General features: G+C 69.8%; 16 protein-coding genes. 8 read left to right on the top strand and 8 right to left on the bottom strand.

The annotated features are described in order from the left end of the window. Positions 1-26: 26 nt before the first annotated feature. Entirely contained in the window at positions 27-2642 is a 2616-nt protein-coding gene (locus B1991_RS15430; protein ID WP_281280595.1) for a bifunctional aspartate kinase/diaminopimelate decarboxylase, read from the bottom strand. A 422-nt stretch (positions 2643-3064) separates the two neighbouring features. Then, complete coding sequence (locus tag B1991_RS15435) at positions 3065-4582, bottom strand: fumarate hydratase (RefSeq protein WP_136259568.1); 1518 nt, start codon at positions 4580-4582, stop codon at positions 3065-3067. 319 nt (positions 4583-4901) lie between these two features. On the opposite strand from B1991_RS15435, the gene B1991_RS15440 reads away from it, so the two are divergent. The 5 genes from B1991_RS15440 (at position 4902) to B1991_RS15460 (ending at position 12100) form a co-directional block, all read left to right on the top strand. Further along, on the top strand, positions 4902-6806 hold the full coding sequence (locus B1991_RS15440; RefSeq protein ID WP_136259569.1) for a S53 family peptidase: 1905 nt from the start codon (positions 4902-4904) through the stop codon (positions 6804-6806). A gap of 100 nt (positions 6807-6906) precedes the next feature. Next, entirely contained in the window at positions 6907-7794 is an 888-nt protein-coding gene (locus B1991_RS15445) for a PhzF family phenazine biosynthesis protein (protein WP_136259570.1), read from the top strand. 69 nt (positions 7795-7863) lie between these two features. Beyond that, complete coding sequence (locus B1991_RS15450; RefSeq protein WP_136259571.1) at positions 7864-9192, top strand: APC family permease; 1329 nt, start codon at positions 7864-7866, stop codon at positions 9190-9192. A 113-nt stretch (positions 9193-9305) separates the two neighbouring features. Then, positions 9306-9836: a (2Fe-2S)-binding protein gene (locus tag B1991_RS15455; RefSeq protein WP_136259572.1), complete on the top strand. Its 531-nt coding sequence runs from the start codon at positions 9306-9308 to the stop codon at positions 9834-9836. After that, positions 9833-12100, top strand: a complete 2268-nt coding sequence (locus B1991_RS15460; RefSeq protein ID WP_246031197.1) for a xanthine dehydrogenase family protein molybdopterin-binding subunit — start codon at positions 9833-9835, stop codon at positions 12098-12100. The genes B1991_RS15455 and B1991_RS15460 overlap by 4 nt, the downstream gene beginning before the upstream one ends. Positions 12101-12104: 4 nt before the next feature. Here the strand turns inward: B1991_RS15460 and B1991_RS15465 are convergent, their stop codons facing one another. After that, positions 12105-12542, bottom strand: coding sequence for a secondary thiamine-phosphate synthase enzyme YjbQ (locus B1991_RS15465; RefSeq protein WP_246031198.1), 438 nt, complete (start codon positions 12540-12542; stop codon positions 12105-12107). Further along, positions 12539-13126, bottom strand: coding sequence for a pyridoxamine 5'-phosphate oxidase (pdxH, locus tag B1991_RS15470; RefSeq protein ID WP_136259573.1), 588 nt, complete (start codon positions 13124-13126; stop codon positions 12539-12541). Before pdxH ends, B1991_RS15465 begins: the two co-directional genes overlap by 4 nt. A gap of 215 nt (positions 13127-13341) precedes the next feature. Between pdxH and B1991_RS15475 the strand changes: the two genes are divergently transcribed. Further along, complete coding sequence (locus tag B1991_RS15475) at positions 13342-14172, top strand: kinase (protein WP_136259574.1); 831 nt, start codon at positions 13342-13344, stop codon at positions 14170-14172. A 39-nt stretch (positions 14173-14211) separates the two neighbouring features. On the opposite strand, the gene B1991_RS15480 is transcribed toward B1991_RS15475, so the two are convergent. The 3 genes from B1991_RS15480 to B1991_RS15490 all read right to left on the bottom strand — a co-directional run bounded on the left by B1991_RS15480 (position 14212) and on the right by B1991_RS15490 (position 15732). Next, complete coding sequence (locus B1991_RS15480; RefSeq protein WP_136259575.1) at positions 14212-14415, bottom strand: dodecin family protein; 204 nt, start codon at positions 14413-14415, stop codon at positions 14212-14214. Between the two features lie 109 nt (positions 14416-14524). Continuing rightward, positions 14525-14866: a YbjQ family protein gene (locus tag B1991_RS15485; RefSeq protein WP_136259576.1), complete on the bottom strand. Its 342-nt coding sequence runs from the start codon at positions 14864-14866 to the stop codon at positions 14525-14527. Further along, positions 14863-15732 (bottom strand): NAD-dependent epimerase/dehydratase family protein, encoded by an 870-nt coding sequence (locus B1991_RS15490; protein ID WP_136259577.1) that lies wholly within the window; start codon positions 15730-15732, stop codon positions 14863-14865. Before B1991_RS15490 ends, B1991_RS15485 begins: the two co-directional genes overlap by 4 nt. Before the next feature lie 35 nt (positions 15733-15767). On the opposite strand from B1991_RS15490, the gene B1991_RS15495 reads away from it, so the two are divergent. Together B1991_RS15495 and aroB are read left to right on the top strand one after the other, a co-directional pair. Further along, positions 15768-16325, top strand: a complete 558-nt coding sequence (locus tag B1991_RS15495; RefSeq protein ID WP_136259578.1) for a shikimate kinase — start codon at positions 15768-15770, stop codon at positions 16323-16325. Beyond that, positions 16322-17440: a 3-dehydroquinate synthase gene (gene aroB / locus B1991_RS15500; RefSeq protein ID WP_136259579.1), complete on the top strand. Its 1119-nt coding sequence runs from the start codon at positions 16322-16324 to the stop codon at positions 17438-17440. The genes B1991_RS15495 and aroB overlap by 4 nt, the downstream gene beginning before the upstream one ends. A gap of 36 nt (positions 17441-17476) precedes the next feature. Here aroB and azu read toward each other — a convergent pair whose 3' ends face one another. Continuing rightward, complete coding sequence (gene azu, locus B1991_RS15505) at positions 17477-17893, bottom strand: azurin (protein WP_136259583.1); 417 nt, start codon at positions 17891-17893, stop codon at positions 17477-17479. Between the last annotated feature and the right edge of the window lie 21 nt (positions 17894-17914).

Genomic DNA, 17914 nt, shown 5'->3' on the forward strand with positions numbered 1-17914 from the left:
CCCTCTCCCCGCAGGGGAGAGGGAGATCACGTATCGATCACTACCTCGTCGGCCTCGTCGCGCAGGTTGTAGTGCGAGGACATCACCTTGCCGTAGGCACCCGTCTGCGCGATCAGGATCACGTCGCCCTCGGCCGCCTCGGGCAAGCGGCGGTCGGTGCCGAGCACGTCGCCCGACTCGCAGATCGGGCCGACCACCTGGTACAGCGCGGTGGCCGGTTCGCCGAGCCGGGTGAGGTTGACGATCTTGTGCCAGGCGTCGTACAGCGCGGGGCGGATCAGGCTGTTCATGCCGGTGTCCACGCCGAGATAGCGGAAGCCGCCCTTGTCCTTCAGCTGGGTCGCCCGCGTCAGCAGCACGCCGGCGTCGGCGACCAGGTAGCGGCCCGGCTCCATCCACAACTGGTACTGCGGATAGGCTGCCTTGACCTCGCGCAGCGCGCGGTCGAGCGCGGCGACGTCCAGCGGCGCCTCACCCGGGTGCGCCGGCACGCCGAGGCCGCCGCCGATGTTGAGGAACACCACGCTGGCGATGCGCTCGGCCAGGCTGGCCAGCTGCGCGTAGACCTCGCCCCAGTGGCCCGCGTCAAGCACACCCGAGCCCAGGTGCGCGTGCAGGCCGCGCACGCTGACCCCATGCATGTCGGCCAGTTGCAGGAACACCGGCAACTGATCCAGCGGCAGGCCGAACTTGCTGGCGCTGCCGCCGGTGCGCACTTTTTCGTGATGACCCAGGCCGCGGCCCAGGTCGACCCGCAGCACGATCTCGCGACCGCGGAACAGCTCGCCCCAGTGCTGCAGCGGATGCAGCGCGTCCAGCGTGACGCTGGCGCGGGTGGCAAGCGCCTGGACGTAATCCCTGCGCGGCGCGAAGTTCGGCGTGAACAGCAGCGGCACCGACGCCGGCACCGCCGCAGCGACCGCTTCCAGCTCGCCCGGCGACACGCACTCGAACGCGAAGCCTTCCGCCGCCAGCGTGCGCAGGATCGCCGGGTGGGTGTTCGCCTTCACCGCGTAGTGCAGCCGGTCCACCGCCGCCAGCGACTTCAGCTCGCGTGCCTGCTGGCGCACCGTGGGCAGGTGGTAGACGTAGCGTGGCGTGGCCTCGGCGGCCAGCTGCAGCAGGCGCGGGCGCTGCGCGACGCGCCACCACGCCGGCACGGCGGGAACGACCTCGCCGCCGCCGTACAGCATCTGCCAGCTGGGGCCGAACAACGCGCTGTCGTCGGTGCGCAACGCGCCGGCGCCGATCAGCAGGTCGTGCAGGTGCGGCAGCAGCGCATCGACCACTTCCTCGTCCACCACGAAGGTGAGGTTGAGGTTGTTCGACGACTGCGAGATCAGGTGCACGCGCAACTGACCGAACTCGGCCAGCACGCCGGACAAGGTGTGCAGCAGCGAGCGCATGCCGCGGCCGACCAGGGTGATCGCGGCGCACGGCGCGATCACCTTGACCCGGCACACCTTGGCCAGGTCGCTGGCCAGCGCGGCGATCGCGTCGGAGTCGAGCAGGTTCTCGGTGGGATCGAGCGACACGGTGACGTTGGTCTCGGCCGAGCCGATCAGGTCCACCGACAGGCCATGGGTCTTGAAATGCGCGAACACGTCGGCGAGGAAACCGACCTGCTGCCACATGCCCACCGACTCCATCGAGACCAGGGTGATGCCCTTGCGCGCGCTGATCGCCTTGACGCTGGGCGCGTGCGCGCGCACCTCCGGGCCGATCACGGTGCCGTCGAGCTCCGGCCTGTTGGTGTCCTTGATCAAGAGCGGCACGCGCGGCTCGCGCAACGGCGACAGACAGCGCGGGTGCAACACCTTGGCGCCGGTGGAGGCGATTTCCTGCGCCTCCTCGTAATCCAGCCGCTGCAGCAGGCGCGCGCCCGGCACCTGGCGCGGATTGGCGCTGAACATGCCGGCCACGTCGGTCCAGATCTCCACCCGCTGCGCCTTCAGCAACGCGCCGAAGTAGGCCGCCGAGGTATCCGAGCCGCCGCGCCCGAGCAGCACGGTGCGGCCATGCGCCTCGCGCGCGATGAAGCCCTGGGTGATGAACACCTCGCCGAGTGCGGCCAGGCGCGCGTTCAGTGCCGGATCGGGCTTCGCCTCGACCATCGCCGACAGCAGCCGGGTGCGTTCGTTCTGGTTCGGCAGCGCCACCGCCGCCAGGCACTCGCGCGCGTCCAGCCACTGCGTGGGCAGGCCACTGTGGCTGAGGAAGGCGGCGCCGAGCGCGCTGGACATCAGCTCGCCCTGCGCCTGCACCTGCGCCTGCCAGGCCAGCTCGCCGCGCGCCGCGGGACCGTCCTCGGCCAGCCGCGCCAACTCGCCCAGCCGCTGGCCGAGCGTGTCCGGCAAGGTCAGCTGCATGTGCTCCAGCAGGTCGTAGTGGCGTTGCGCGATCGCGCCGGCCGCCGCCTTGCGCTTGTCCTGGTTGCCCTCGCCGCACAGCTGCTTCAGCGCGTCGGTGATGCCGGTCAGCGCGGAAACCACCACCAGCACGCGCGCCCCTTCGGCGCGGCGGCTGGCAACCAGCTCGCGGATGTTCTGCCAGCGGGGCAGCGTGGCGACGCTGGTGCCGCCGAACTTCATCACGATCCAGGAGGCGTCCGCGGGCAGCGGCACGGGATTGGGCGGGGTCACGGTGATTCGCTATCGGGTGATGGGCATTCGGTCAGTGTTGCGCCGCGGCATTGGAATTGCAAATGGTTTTGCATGCGGTTCGTTTGGACGTATGGACGTCCGAATGGCCGATACCGCCGGACCGGCAAAGAAGGAGCCTGCGATCGGGACTCCCTCCCCTGCCCGCAGGGGAGGGCTGGGGCGGAGTGCTCTTGGGTTTTGATCCTGGCTGGCGAGATTGCCTTCCGTATCGGGCGCCTGCATGGCGCTTTCGGGACTTGGCGGTGACCCTGCGCCACCCCTCCTCAATCCTCCCCTGGCAGGGGAGGAGGCAAACGCTTGCGCCGACACGCCTCCATGCCGGATCGCGCAAGTCTCGCACCCTCTCCTCAATCCTCCCCCGGAGGGGGGGAGGCGATGGCGTGCGCTGCGCGCACAGATCTTTATTGAACAAAGACGGGGATCTTGCCGATCCTCGACTGCCACTCGCGCGGGCCGGTCTGGTGCACCGAGCTGCCGCCGGCGTCGACCGCCACCGTCACCGGCATGTCCTCGACGGTGAATTCGTAGATCGCCTCCATGCCGAGGTCGGCGAAGCCGACCACGCGCGAGGCCTTGATCGCCTTGGAGACCAGGTAGGCCGCGCCGCCCACCGCCATCAGGTACACCGAGCGGTGCTTCTTGATCGCCTCGATCGCGGCCGGACCGCGCTCGGCCTTGCCGACCATGCCGAGCAGGCCGGTCTGCGCCAGCACCTGTTCGGTGAACTTGTCCATGCGCGTGGCGGTGGTGGGACCGGCCGGGCCGACCACTTCCTCGCGCACCGGGTCGACCGGGCCGACGTAGTAGATGAAGCGGCCGTTGAAATCCACCGGCAGCGGCTCGCCGCGGTCGAGCATCTCGACCATGCGCTTGTGCGCGGCATCGCGGCCGGTGAGCAGCTTGCCGTTGAGCAGCAGAGTCTCGCCGGGCTTCCAGCTGGCGACTTCTTCGCGCGTCACCGTGTCCAGGTTCACCCGGCGGCCCTTGGAAGCGTCGTAGGTGAGCTTGGGCCAGTCCTCCAGCGATGGCGGGTCGAGCATCACCGGACCGCTGCCGTCCAGCACAAAATGCGCGTGGCGGGTGGCGGCGCAGTTCGGGATCATGGCCACCGGCAGGTTCGCCGCGTGGGTCGGGAAATCCTTCACCTTGACGTCGAGCACGGTGGTCAGGCCGCCCAGGCCCTGCGCGCCGATGCCGAGCGCGTTGACCTTCTCGAACAGCTCGATGCGCAGCTCCTCGGCGCGATTGGCCGGGCCGCGCGCGATCAGCTCCTGGATGTCGATCGGCTCCATCAGCGCCTCCTTCGCCATCAGCATCGCCTTCTCGGCGGTGCCGCCGATGCCAAGCCCCAGCATGCCCGGCGGGCACCAGCCGGCACCCATGGTGGGCACGGTCTTGAGCACCCAGTCGACGATGGAGTCGGACGGGTTGAGCATGGCGAATTTCGACTTCGCCTCGGAGCCGCCGCCCTTGGCCGCCACGATCACCTCGACCGTGTCGCCCGGCACGATCGACATATTCACCACCGACGGCGTGTTGTCCTTCGTGTTGACGCGCTTGCCGGCCGGGTCGGCCAGCACGCTGGCGCGCAGCTTGTTGTCCGGGTTCAGGTAGGCGCGGCGCACGCCTTCGTTGGCCATGTCCTCCAGACTCATGGTGGCGTCGTCCCAGCGCACGTTCATGCCCACTTTGAGGAACACGGTGACGATGCCGGTGTCCTGGCACAGCGGCCGGTGGCCCTCGGCGGCCATCCGCGAGTTGATCAGGATCTGCGCCATGGCGTCCTTCGCGGCGGGCGATTCCTCGCGCTCGTACGCGGCGGCCAGACTCTTGATGTAGTCGACCGGGTGGTAATAGCTGATGTACTGCAGCGCGTCGGCGACGGACTGGATCAGGTCGGCTTGCTTGATGGAGGCCATGGGTTCGCTGTGGGCAGGCGGGGAAAAACCGCCATTGTGTCGCACCTGCCACCGACGGCAAAACCCGGCCGCGCACGGCGCAAGTCGACCGGCAGATGGAGGCGCCCGGGTGTCTTTATCTCGGCAGGCACTTGGTACTAATCTCCCGCGAGCGGCGCAACGCCGGTCGTCAGGGGGAACTGACGACGTCGCTGGGGAAGTTGCAGTTCACACGTGAAACGCCGGGCCAAGCTCCAAAGCGCCGCCACCTTCCGTTTTTTGCCTGTCGAAAGTGCAGCCGCTTTCCAGCCTGCCCTGTCCACTCCAGGGAGAAACACTCATGCACTTCAGATTGCGCAGGAAAGTTCTCGCCATCAGCCTGGCGGCCATGCTGGCCGGCACGGCCACCTCGGTCTCCGCCGCAGGTTTGCAAGCCGTCACCGACCAGGGCCTGGCACCCACCGACCAGAGCGTCACCGTCAGCCTCGTGCTGCGGTTGCGCCACGAGGCCGAGCTTGAAAATTACGTTCGCCAGACCGCCACGCCCGGCAGCGCGAACTTCCAGAAGTTCCTCACCACGGCGCAGTTCGCCGAGCGCTACGGCGCCACCGATGCGCAGATTGCCAAAGTGCAGGGCTACCTGGGCCAGCATGGCTTGCAGGGCGAGCTGCTGGACAACCACATGGTGATCAGCGTGCGCGGCACGATCGGCCAGTTCAGCCAGCTGTTCGGCACGCCTGTGCACAACTACGTGTCGCGCAAGACGGGGCAGCGCTTCCATCGCCCGGCACGTCCGCTGGTGATGCCGGTCGGCCTGGGCGACAACGTGATCCTGGCCAGCGGCCTCAGCAACGAATGGCATTACGTGCCCCACCACACGTCGAAGCTGCCGGTGACCAACCTGCAGCTGGCCAACCCGCCGACCACACTGTCGGCGCAGGCGCGCACGGCAGCGGCCGGCAACCCCACCGCCACCGGCGTGCCCGGCCAGTACACCGTGGGCGACGTGGCCAACATGTACAACATCAATCCGCTGTACCAGCGCGGCATCACCGGCAAGGGTTCGACCCTGGCCATCGTCACCCTGGCCACCTTCGACCCGGCCGACGCGGAAGATTACTGGGCGGCGATCGGGCTCGACACCAAGCCGAACCGCATCACCCAGGTGCATGTCGACGGCGGCGGCGGCACCAATGGCGCGGACGAGACCACGCTCGACGTGCAGCAGGCCGGCGGGCTGGCGCCGCAGGCCAACATCATCGTCTACGATGCGCCGAACGCCGGCTCCGGCTTCGTCGACGCGTTCGCGCGCGCGGTCTCCGACAACCAGGCCGACAGCATCTCGGCCAGCTGGGGCCTGGGCGAGATCTTCAACTTCGCCGCGCTGAACGTGGACGGCGCGCGCAACACCGACACCACCGACGTCGGCGACCTGCGTGCCTATCACCAGATCTTCCTGGAGGCGGCCGTGCAGGGGCAGTCGATGTTCGCCGCCAGCGGCGACTCCGGCGCCTACGACACGGTGCGCGCCCTCGGCACCGGCGACGGACCGGGCGACTTCAACGCTCCGCTCACCGTCGATTCCCCGGCGTCGGATCCGTACATCACCGCCGCCGGCGGCACCACGGTGCCGGTGAAGTTCGTCAACTCCTCCGGCCAGGTGGTGCTGTCGATCGACCAGGAGAGCGTGTGGGGCTGGGATTACCTGCTGCCGTTCGTGCCCAGCCGCGACTACGTGTTCTCTGTCGGCGGCGGTGGCGGCGTCAGCGTCTACTGGCGCCAGCCGATGTACCAGCTCTTCACCAGCGGCACGGAGCGCAGCGAGAAGAAGCAGACGCTGACCTACAACGACCCGGCCACCGGCCCGTACACCTACCTGAAGCTGCCCGGCAACTTCCACGGTCGCAACCTGCCGGACATTTCGCTCAACGCGGATCCGGAAACCGGCTACCTGCTGGTGTTCCAGGGCGGCCTGTACAGCTCCGGCGGCACCAGCTTCGTGGCGCCGCAGCTGAACGGCATCACCGCGCTGCTGCGGCAGAGCACGGGCCATCGCATCGGCCTGTGGAATCCGCACATGTATCTGCTGCAAAACCTGTTCGGCTACGGCAAGTGGTCGGCGTTCAACCGCATCAGCGCCGGCAACAACTGGTTCTATGCCGGCAACGGCCACTACAACCCGGGTGCCGGCATCGGCACGCTGAACGTGGAGAATTTCGACACGTTCCTGCGCGTGGGCTTCTGAGCGAACACCCGGCCCGCGTCCAGTGCGCGGGCCGGTTCGCCGGCTTGCCGGCGATTGCCATCAATGCGATGTTCCGGTGACTCCCTTTCCCGGAATCGCCATGCCGCCGCGTCGCTTCCTGCAACTGGACGTCTTCGCCGATCGATTGTTCGCCGGCAATCCGCTGGCCGTGGTGGTGGACGCCGAGGGGCTGGATGGCGCGAGCATGCAGCGCATCGCGCGCTGGACCAACCTCTCCGAAACCGCGTTCCTGCTGCCGCCGACGCAGCCGCAGGCCGACTATCGCGTGCGCATCTTCACTCCGCGGCAGGAGCTGCCGTTCGCCGGCCACCCCAGCGTGGGCAGCGCGTATGCGGCGATCGAGGCGGGGCTCATCGAGCCCGGCAAGCGCGCGCTTATCCAGCAGTGTTCCGCCGGCCTGCTGCCGGTGCGCGTGAACGGCGATGGCGCGGCGCGGATCATCCACGTGCAGGCGCCGCCGGCCCGCTGGCACGACACCGACGACGCCTTGCGCGCGCAGCTTGCGACGGCGCTGCGGGTGCAACTCGCGCGTGACGATGTCGCGGTGGTCGACAACGGCCCGCGCTGGATCGTGTGCAACCTCGGCGAGGCGGGACCAGTGCGCATGCTGCAACCGGACATGGCGGCGCTGGCTGCACTGTGCCTGCGCCTGGAGGCGGTGGGCGTGAGCGTGTTCGGGCGTGAACACTCCGGCGTCGCGGCCATGGCGGTGCGCGCCTTCTGTCCCGCCGACGGCATTCCGGAGGACCCGGTCACCGGCAGCGCCAACGCGGCGATCATGGCCTGGCTCGGTGCACGCGGCGATCGCGACGGCTATGGCCTGGCCTATCGCGCCAGCCAGGGCCGCGAAGTGGGTCGCGACGGTCTGGTCGACGTGACCCGCGACGCCACCACCGGCGCCGTCACCATCGGCGGCGCCTGCGTCATCGGCGTACGCGGCGAATTGCAGTTTCCCGCCACCGATTGATCGCCGCCGTCTTGCCGAACGCGCAACGCGCCGCCATGCTGTCGCGCCGCCTCTTCCGTGACCCGACCGATGTCCCCAGCCAACCCCTCCGGCAGCTACCTGCGCAGCCTGCGCCCATGGGACGCGGCGCTGGTCGTGGTCGGCGGCATCATCGGCGGCGGCATCTTCCTCAACCCCGGCACGGTGGCGCAGCGCACCGAGTCGGGGCTGGCGCTGCTGCTGATGTGGGCCGCCGCCGGCTTGCTCACCCTGGTCGGCGCGCTGTGCTACGCCGAGCTGGGCGCGCGCCGGCCGCATGCCGGCGGCACCTATGTCTACCTGCGCGAGGCGTTCGGGCCGCTGGCCGGGTTCCTGTTCGGCTGGACCATGCTGCTGGTGATCTACTCCGGCTCCAGCGCGGCGGTGGCGACCATCTTCGCCAGCTATGCCGCCGCCCTGTTCGGACTGCCGGCCACCTGGGCGCTGCCACTGACCGTGGGTGGCCTGGTCTTCGTCAGCGGCATCAACCTGTTCGGCATCCGCCTCGGCGCGCAGATCCAGAACCTGTTCGCCCTGCTCAAGCTGCTGGCGGTGGCGGTGCTGGTGGCCTGCGGGCTGTTCTTCGCCGGCGCCGGCCACGGCCAGGTGCTGGCGGCCGATCCCGCGCGCCAAGGCGTGGGCTTCATCGGCGCGGCATTGCCGGTGCTGTTTGCCTACTCGGGCTTCACCTACCTCAACAACCTGGCCGGCGAGGTGCGCGAGCCGCAGCGTACGTTGCCGCGCGCGCTCGCGCTGGGCATGGGTCTGGTCATCGTCGCCTACGTGCTGGTCAACGTTGCCTACCTGGCCGTGCTCGGCCACGCGGGACTGGCGGCCAGCACCGCGCCGGCGGCGGACGTGATGCAGCAGGTCGCCGGCCCGGTCGGGGCGAAGGTGATCGCGCTGGGCGTGGCGATCTCCACCCTGGGCTTCTGCAACATCACCCTGGTCGCCGGCGCGCGCGTGCTGCAGGTGATGGGCGAGGACGGCTTGTTCTTCCGCACGGTGGCGCGGCTGCACCCGCGCTGGCGCACGCCGAACACGGCGCTGTTGCTGTTGTCCGGCTGGGCCATCGTGCTCGCGCTGTCGGGTAGCTATGGCCAGCTGCTGGATTACGCCACCTTCGGCGACTGGCTGGCCTGCGCGGTCGGCGTGGCCACACTGTTCTGGTACCGCCGCCGGGACGCCGCCAGCCCGGGCTTCCGGGTGCCCGGCTACCCGTGGCTGCCGTCGATGTTCATCGCGGCGGTCGGCGCGGTGGTGGTGGCCACCTTGCTCGACAACCCGCGCAACGCGGGCATGGGCCTGCTGATCATGGCCGCGGGCATCCCCGTGTACGGCATCTGGCGCCGCCTGGGCGAGCCGCGCCAAGGCGCATGAAACCGCCGGCGTCACCCGATCACTGTCATCCACGATGAACGGCCCGCGGCTGCGGGGCTGCCGCGACCACACGGCAATGCCACAATAGGCAGACGATCCGCGGAGAACCCCCGATGCTCCAAGCTCACGCCCTGCCGGCCGAACCGGCCAGCACCATCGTGCCCGAGAAGGCGCGCGAGGGCATCGACGTGCAGATCAACGGCGAGTCTTTCCACCACACCGGCGACCCGCAAATGCCGTTGCTGTGGTATCTGCGCGACGTGTTGCGGCTGACCGGCACCAAGTACGGCGGCGAGCACGGCGAGAATGGCGCCGATCTGGTACTGGTGGGAGACACGGCGGTTTCCGCGGTCACCGTGGCGATGCACACGCTCGCCGGCAAGTCGGTGACCACGGTGGAAGGGCTGGCTGCCGGCGACGGCAGCCTGCATCCGCTGCAGCAGGCTTTCATCGACGAGGACGCGATCGGCTGCGGCTACTGCACGCCGGGCTGGCTGATTGCCGGCGTGGCGCTGCTGCGGCGCAAGCCCAAACCCGACGACGGTGACATCGACCAGTTGCCCAACCTGTGCCGCTGCGGCTGCCAGACGCGCGTGCGCCGTGCGATCAAGCGGGCCGCGGCCGGCAAGGCGGGCCAGTCGTGAGCAACGAGCGCGGCAACTCCACGATCCGGCTCGGTCGCCGTCGATTCCTGCAGGTACTGGCCGGCACCGCCGGTGCGCTGGTGGTCGGCATCCGCCTGGCCGATGCCGCCGACGCGCCGTTGCCGCCGGCCTTGCTCGGCGACGATTTCCACGACCTCGGCGCCTACGTGCGCATCGACGCCGACGGCCTGGTGCTGATCGGTGCGCGCGACCCGGATACCGGCACCGGCGTGGCCACGGCGTTGCCGCGGATCATCGCCGATGAACTTGATGCCGACTGGGAGCGGGTCCGCGTGGTTGCATTGGGGCTCGGCGTCCGCAACGACAACGGCCAGCCCAAGTGGACCTACGGCCACCAGCTCGGCGGCACTGGCAATTCCATCCCCGCCGCGTGGCGCGACCTGCGCCAGGTCGGCGCACTGGCGCGTTGGCTGCTGTTGCAGGCGGCGGCGCGGCGACTCGGCGTTTCCGCCAACCGGCTGCGCTGCGATGCCGGCACGGTGATCGCACCGGACGGCCGCCGGGCCACCTACGGCAGTCTGGCCGCCGACGCCAGCCAGGTCGCGCTGCCCGCGCAGGCGCCGCCGGTGAAAGCCGCAAGCAGCTACCAGCTGATCGGGCGGCCCGCCGGCGACGTCGACGCGCACGCCATCGTCACCGGCCAGGCGCGCTACGCGATCGACGAACATCTCGGCGATGCGCTGGTCGCCGTGCTGGTGCACTGCCCGTGGCCGGACGGCACGCTCGCTCGCATCGATACCGGCGACGCGCTGGCGCAGTCCGGCGTAGTCAAGGTGATCCAGCTCAAACCCGAGCCGGGTCAGCCGCACGGGATGACGGTGATCGCCCCGGCCGTCGCCGTACTGGCCACCGACACCTGGGCCGCGCTGCAGGGCCGCGCCAGACTCAAGCTCGAATGGAAACCCGGCCCCAGCGCCGACGAAAGCAGCAGCGGCCTGGAGCAGCAGGCGCAGGCCATCCTGGCCGGCACGGCCGCACCGACGACGCGGGTGCGCGACGATGGCGATGTCGACGTGGCCGGCAAGAAGGCCTCGCGCCGCCTCGAAGCCACCTACGTGCAACCGTGGCTGGCCCACGCCACCGCCGAACCGATGAACTGCCTGGTGCGGCTGGACAAGGATCGCGCCAGCCTGGTGGTGCCGACCCAGGCGCCGCAGAAGGCCTGGGCGGTGGTGCAGCGCCTGACCGGGTTGCAGCCCGCGCAGATCGATATCCGCGTGCCGCGCGTGGGCGGCGGTTACGGCCGCCGGCTGGATCACGACTTCGTCGCCGAGGCCGTCATCCTGGCTCAGGCGGTCGGCAAGCCGGTGCGCCTGCTGTGGACCCGCGACGAGGATTTCGGCCATGACTTCTACCGCTCCGGCTGCGTGCACCAGCTGCGCGCAATCGTCGACCGCAAGCGCCAGTTGATCGGCTGGAACCAGCGCATGGTGAGCGCCTCGGCGGGCAGCCTGCGCGGCGTGCCGGAGGATCGCCTGTGGCGCTCCGAGCTGCGCGCCGACCAGCTGCCTGCCGGCCTGGTGCCGAACTACCGCAGCGACTGGTACGCGCAGGCCTCGGCGATGCCGCGCGGACCGTTCCGCGGCATGCCGCACCTCAGCAACGCCTTCGCGGTGGAAAGCTTCATCGACGAGATCGCCCACCAGCTGCGCGAGGATCCGCTGAAGACCCGCCTGCGCATCCTCGGCGAACCGCGCGAGCTGGCCCTGGGTGGCGGCACCTCGCTCGATGTCGGTCGCCTGCGCAACGTGCTGCAACTGGTTGCCGATCGCATCGTCTGGAAGAACTGGCTGCACAGCATCAACGGCCTGGGCCTTGCCTGCTGGCACGTCGATGGCGCCTACGTGGCGCACGCCGTCGAAGTCGCGTTGCAGGGCCAGACGCTGGTGGTCCGCCGCGTCGCCTGCGCGATCGACGTGGGCCGCGTGGTGAATCCGCTGGGTCTCGAGGGGCAGATCGCCGGCGCCACGCTGGACGCCTTGTCGCTCGCGCTGCACCCGGCGATCACCTTCAAGGACGGCCAGGTCCAGCAGCACGGCTACAAGGATTACCCGCTGGCCACCATGACCGAGCTGCCGCGCGACGTGGAAGTGATCACCGTGCCGGGCGACCGCGAACCGTGTGGCGCGAGCTTCCTGGCGATGCCCAGCGCCGCGCCCGCGCTGGCCAACGCGGTGTTCCGCGCCAGCGCCGTGCGCGTGCGCCGGCTGCCGCTGATGAAGGAGTTGATGCGGCTGCTGTGAGGCGTCAGGGCGTCGGCACGCCCGTCACGGTCACCACCACCCGGCGCCGGTGCGCAGCGTGGCGATGTTCCCACAGGTAGATGCCCTGCCAGGTGCCCAGCGTCAACGTACCGTTGCCCACCGGCAGGCCGAGACTGACCCCGGTGAGGATCGAACGCACGTGCGCGGGCATGTCATCCGGTCCTTCGGCGTCATGCCGGAAGATCGGATCGCCATCCGGCACGGCGCGGGCGAACCAGCGTTCGAGATCGGCGCGCACGGTCGGATCGGCATTCTCCCCGAGCAGCAGCGAGCAACTGGTGTGTGGCGTGAACACCAGCGCGGTACCAATGCTCACCGCGCTGGCCGCAACCACATCGGCCACCTCGGCGGTGATGTCGCGGAAGCCGCGGCCGCGGGTGTCGACCACGAACTCGCGCTGCACCACCACCGGCGCGCTCACGGGTACAGCATCCGGGACGTCCAGGTCTGCCCGTGGCGGCTCCAGCGCACGCGCTCGTGCAGGCGGAACTCGGCGCCATACCAGAACTCGATCATGTCCGGCTCCACCAGGTAACCGCCCCAGTGCGGCGGCCGGCTGACCTCGCGCCCGGCGAACTCCTCCTCGTAGTGCTGCACGCGCCGCTCGAAGGTCTCGCGGTCGGGCAGCGTCTGCGACTGCAACGAGGCCCACGCGCCGATCTGGCTGCCGCGCGGGCGGCTGGCGAAGTAGGCGTCGGATTCGTCCTCCTGCAATTTCCGCGCGACTCCTTCGACGCGCACCTGCACGCCCTGGCGCACGTGTTTCCAGTGGAGGCACAGCGCGACCTGCGCGTGCGCCTCCAGCTGGCCGCCCTTGTCACTCAGGTAGTTGCTGAAAAAGCGGAAACCGCGTTCGTCCACGCCCTTCAGGAGCACGATGCGCGAGGCGACCCGGCCGGCGCTTTCCGCGGTGGCCAGGTTCATCGCCGTGGGTTCGGGGTCACCGCTGGCCTTGGCCTCCTCCAGCAGCTGGATGAAAGTGTCCAGGATTTCAGGTTTGAGCATGATGTGTGAAACTTCCCTTTTGCGTCGTGGCCAAAGCGCGCCATCATGGAGCGAATGAAACTGTCCGATGATAGTGCAATGAACCCTGCACCCCGCGTTTCGCCCCCCCCGGCAACGGCGCGATCCTTCTCCACGCCGGGTGAAGGCGACGGCAATGGCCGCGGGCCTGCCCGCCTTGGCACCACCGGGGCGTGCCGGTGCGGGAGCGGATGCCGATGACGAGCCTGGCGCAACAGCAGAACGAGGCGTTGGCCGGGCACCTGCTGGACCAGTACGCCGGGCGCATCGCGCGCTCCCGCCGGCCGTATATCCTCGGCCTGTCGGGCCTGCAGGGCAGCGGCAAGAGCACCCTGGCGCGAGTCATGAAGGCGCAGGCCAAGGCGCGCGGCTGGGACACCGAGGTGCTCTCGCTGGACGACTTCTACTACGCGCGCAGCGAACGGGAGGCGCTGGCGCGCGACGTGCACCCGCTGCTGCGCTCCCGCGGCGTGCCGGGCACCCACGAGATCGAACTGCTGCTGTCGGTGCTGGCGGCGGTGCCGCACGCCTCCGACCGGCTGGCGGTGACCCATCCGCGCTTCGACAAGGGCCGCGACACGCGCCTGCCGCCCTCGCGCTGGCCGCGCATCACCCGCCGCCCCGCGCTGGTGATCGTGGAAGGCTGGGCGCTGGGCATCCGCCCGCAGCCGCTGGCCGCGCTGACCCGGCCGATCAACGCGCTGGAACGCGACGAGGATCCGGACGGCACCTGGCGGCGCTGGGTCAACAAGCAGTTGCGTGGCTACCAGCCGCTATGGCGCAAATTCGACGCGCTGATCGTGCTGCAGGCACCGAACTGGGACATCGTGCGCCGCTGGCGCGGCGAGCAGGAGGAGGAGCTGGTGGCGCGCCACGCCCCGCTGGCGATGGACGCGGCCAGCATGGGCCGCTTCCTGATGCACTTCGAACGCCTCAGCCGACACGCGCTGGCGACGCTGCCCGCACTGGCCGACACGGTGGTGGAATACGACGACGACCGCCACGTGACGGGGCTCACGCACGGCTGACAGGGCAGCGCCGATGCGCCGCCCTGAGGCCGCATGCGCTCAGTCGACGACGAAGTTGACCTTCATGTTGACCCGCCACTCGGTGACGCTGCCGTCGTCGGCGGTAACCACCTTGATCTCGTTGACCCAGGCGCCCTTGATCTTCTTCACCGATTCGCCGGCCTTGCGCAATCCGTGCTGCACGGCGTCCTCGATGCCCTGCTTCGACGACGCATTGATTTCGATGACCTTGGCTACTGACATGGCGTGAATCTCCCGTCGGTACGTGCAAGCGGCACGCGGCGCTCCCTGTCCCGAAGCCCGAGTCTGGTCCGCGCGCGCGACGCGGCACAAGCCGCACTGCGTCATGCACTCAGGCGGGCTGCACCTGCACCGCCGTGCCATAGGCGAGCACTTCGGTCACGCCCTGGGCCACGTCGTTGGCGTCGTAACGCATCGCCACCACCGCGTTGGCGCCCATCGTGGCGGCGTGCTGCAACATCAGCTCGAAGGCTTCCTCGCGCGCCTTCTCGCACAGGTCCGTGTAGATCGAGATGTTGCCGCCGACGATGGTCTGCAACGCGGCACCGAGGTTGCCGACCACGCTGCGCGAACGCACGGTGATGCCGCGCACGATGCCGAACGAACGCACGATGCGACAACCGGGGATGTCGTTGCCGGTGCTTACCTGGTGATGCGGGATGGATGCAGTCATGGGACTCTCCTGGGTAACGGGTGGGACGAAGGTCGGGTGTCCAGCAACGCCGCGTAGCCGGCGCGCGCATCCGGCCAGCGCGGCACGAAGCCGCTGGCGCGCAGTCGCGCATTGCTCAGCCGCTTGCTGCCGATGCCCGGCGGCGGTGCACCGGCGGCTGGCGCGGGCACGCCGAGCAGGCGCGCCAGATGATCGTGCAGCACGTCGAGCGGTAGCGGCGTGTCGTCCACGCCGAGATAGCACGCCTGCGGATCGGGCAGCGCCAGCAAGTGCGCAATGGCTGCGGCCGCATCATCGACATGGATGCGATTGGCCCAGTGCGGCGTGGCGCGCGGCACCTGCACCGTGCCGGCGCGCAGGCGCTCGAACAGCTGGGTTCGCCCGGGCCCGTACAGCCCGGCCAGGCGCAGCACGACCGAGCGCAGCGGCTGCCCCGCCAGCCAGCGCTCGGCCTCAAGCAGGGTTGCGCCGTTGAAGCCGGGTGGATCCGGCGGCGTGTCCTCGTCCACCCACTCCCCGCCGTGCGCGCCGTACACCGCGCTGGAGGACACCAGCAGCACGCGCTGCAACACGCTGCCGTCGAGTACCGCCAGCAGATGGCGCAGCCCGTCGACGAAGATCGCTCGATAGGCTGTCGCATCGCGGCGGTCGGGCGTGGGCAGGTAGACCAGCCGCGTGAACGTGCGCGGCAAGGCGGCAAGGCTGTCCGGCCGGGTGAGATCCGCCTGCAGCCAGCGGATGCCCGGCTCGCCCGCCGCGGGCGGCTGCCGGCGCAACGCCCACACCTCGTCGCCGCGCTCGCGCAGCCGCTGCGCCACGCGCAGGCCGAGATCGCCGCAACCGGCCAGCAGTACCCGTTCGCTCACTGCGGCCCTCCTCCGGCGCCTGTTAGCATCAAGCCATGAATCCGTCGTGCAACCTGTTCATCGTCGGTCCGACCGGTGCCGGCAAGACCTCGGTCGGCCGGCGGCTCGCCGTGCATTATGGGCTCTCGTTCATCGATCTCGACCAGGAGGTCGAGCAGCATTGCGGCGTGGATGTCGGCACGGTGTTCGAGGTCGAGGGCGAAGCCGGCTTCCGCCAGCGCGAAAGCGCGCAGCTGGACGCGCTGAGCCAGCGCTCCGGCGTGCTGCTGGCGACTGGCGCGGGCGCGGTGCTGGCGGCCGACAACCGCCGCTGGCTGGCTCGGCGCGGTTTCGTGGTGTGGCTGCAGGCCAGCATCGAGCAGCAGCTCGAACGCCTCGAACGCGATCATCGCCGCCCGCTGCTGGCCGTGCCCGACCGCGTCGCGCGGCTGCACGCGATGGCCGCCGCGCGCGAGCCGATCTACCGCGAACTTGCCGACCTCGCCGTGCCCGGCCACCATGGCAGCGTCGGCGCCGCCAGCGAACGCTGCATCGAGCTGATCGACGCGCACTGGGAGCGCGAATCCCCTTTTCCATCCGCGCACCACGCATGAACAAGCCACCCCTGCACAGCATCAACGTCGCGCTCGGTCTGCGCAGTTACCCGGTATGGGTCGGCAGCGGCCTGCTCGACGATCCCGCGCGCTGGCGCCCGCTGCTGCGCGGGCGCCACGCGCTGGTGGTCAGCAACACCACGGTGGCGCCGCTGTATCTGCCGCGGGTCGAGGCGGGACTGGAGGGTTTGCACTGGTCGTCGTTCCTGCTGGACGACGGCGAGGTGCACAAGAGTTTCGCCAATGTCGGCCGGGTGCTGGACGCGCTGGGCCGGCTCGGTGCCACCCGCGATGCCTGCGTGATCGCGCTGGGCGGCGGCGTGGTCGGCGACCTCGCCGGCTTCAGCGCCGCCTGCTGGATGCGCGGCATCGACTTCATCCAGATGCCGACCACCTTGCTGGCGATGGTCGACTCCTCGGTCGGCGGCAAGACCGGAGTGAACCTGCCGGTGGGCAAGAACCTGGCCGGCGCCTTCCACCAGCCGCGCGCGGTGATCGCCGACATCGACACGCTCGCCACCCTGCCCGCACGCGAGTACCGCGCCGGCCTGGCCGAGGTGGTCAAGGGCGCGGCGATCGGCGACGAGGCGTTCTTCGTGTGGCTGGAACAGCACGCCGACGCGCTGGCCGCGCGTGATGTCGAGACCGTGCTGGAGGCCATCGCACGCAAGGTGCAGTACAAGGCCGGCGTGGTGGCGCGCGACGAAACCGAACAGGGCGAGCGCGCGCTGCTCAACTTCGGCCACACCTTCGGCCACGCGCTGGAAACCGCGGGCCACTACACCAGCCTGCTGCACGGCGAGGCGGTGGCGATCGGCATGCTGCTGGCCGCGCAATTGTCCGAGCGTTCCGGCATGAGCGAACCCGGCGACACCGCGCGGCTGGAACAGCTGCTGCACGCGCTCGGCCTGCCGCTGGCGATCCCGCCGGGCATGGACACGGAGCAACTGCTGCAGTGGATGCGGCTGGACAAGAAGAACACGGCCGGCCAGTTGCGCCTGATCCTGTGGCGCGGCATCGGCCGCGCCGAGATCGTCGGCGCCGTGCCGGAACGCGAGGTCGCGGCGACGCTGGATGCCGCCATCGCGAACGGACGGCAAGTCCCTGCCACCTGAGCGCGCCGGGTTCGCACGGAACCCGGCGCCGGCAAGTTACTGCACGCTGATGGTGCCCTTCATCAGGGCCGCATGGCCCGGGAAGCTGCAGAAGAACACGTACGGGCCACCGCTCTGGATCTTGCTGACCGGGAAACTCACCGAGGTGGTCTCGCCGCCACCGATCAGGCTGGTGTGCGCGATGACGCGCGGATCATCGGCCTTGACGTAGCCGGAGGCTGCGCCCGCGGCCATGCCGTCGGCATCCACCGCCTGCAGGTCGGATTGTTTGGTGACCACCACGTCATGGCCCATCGCGGTGACCGGCATGGTGCCGGTGTGCTTGAGGGTGATCTTGAAGTCCTTGCACGACGAAGGCACCACGATGGAGGACACGTTGTACTGCATCGCGTCCGAACCCTCGATCTCGGTGGCGCAATCGGTAACCACCGCCATGCCCTTGCTGGTGTCCATCGCCGCCGCGGGCGCGGCGGC

It is taken from the genome of Rhodanobacter lindaniclasticus, assembly GCF_004799035.1.
Taxonomy (GTDB): Bacteria; Pseudomonadota; Gammaproteobacteria; order Xanthomonadales; family Rhodanobacteraceae; genus Rhodanobacter; species Rhodanobacter lindaniclasticus.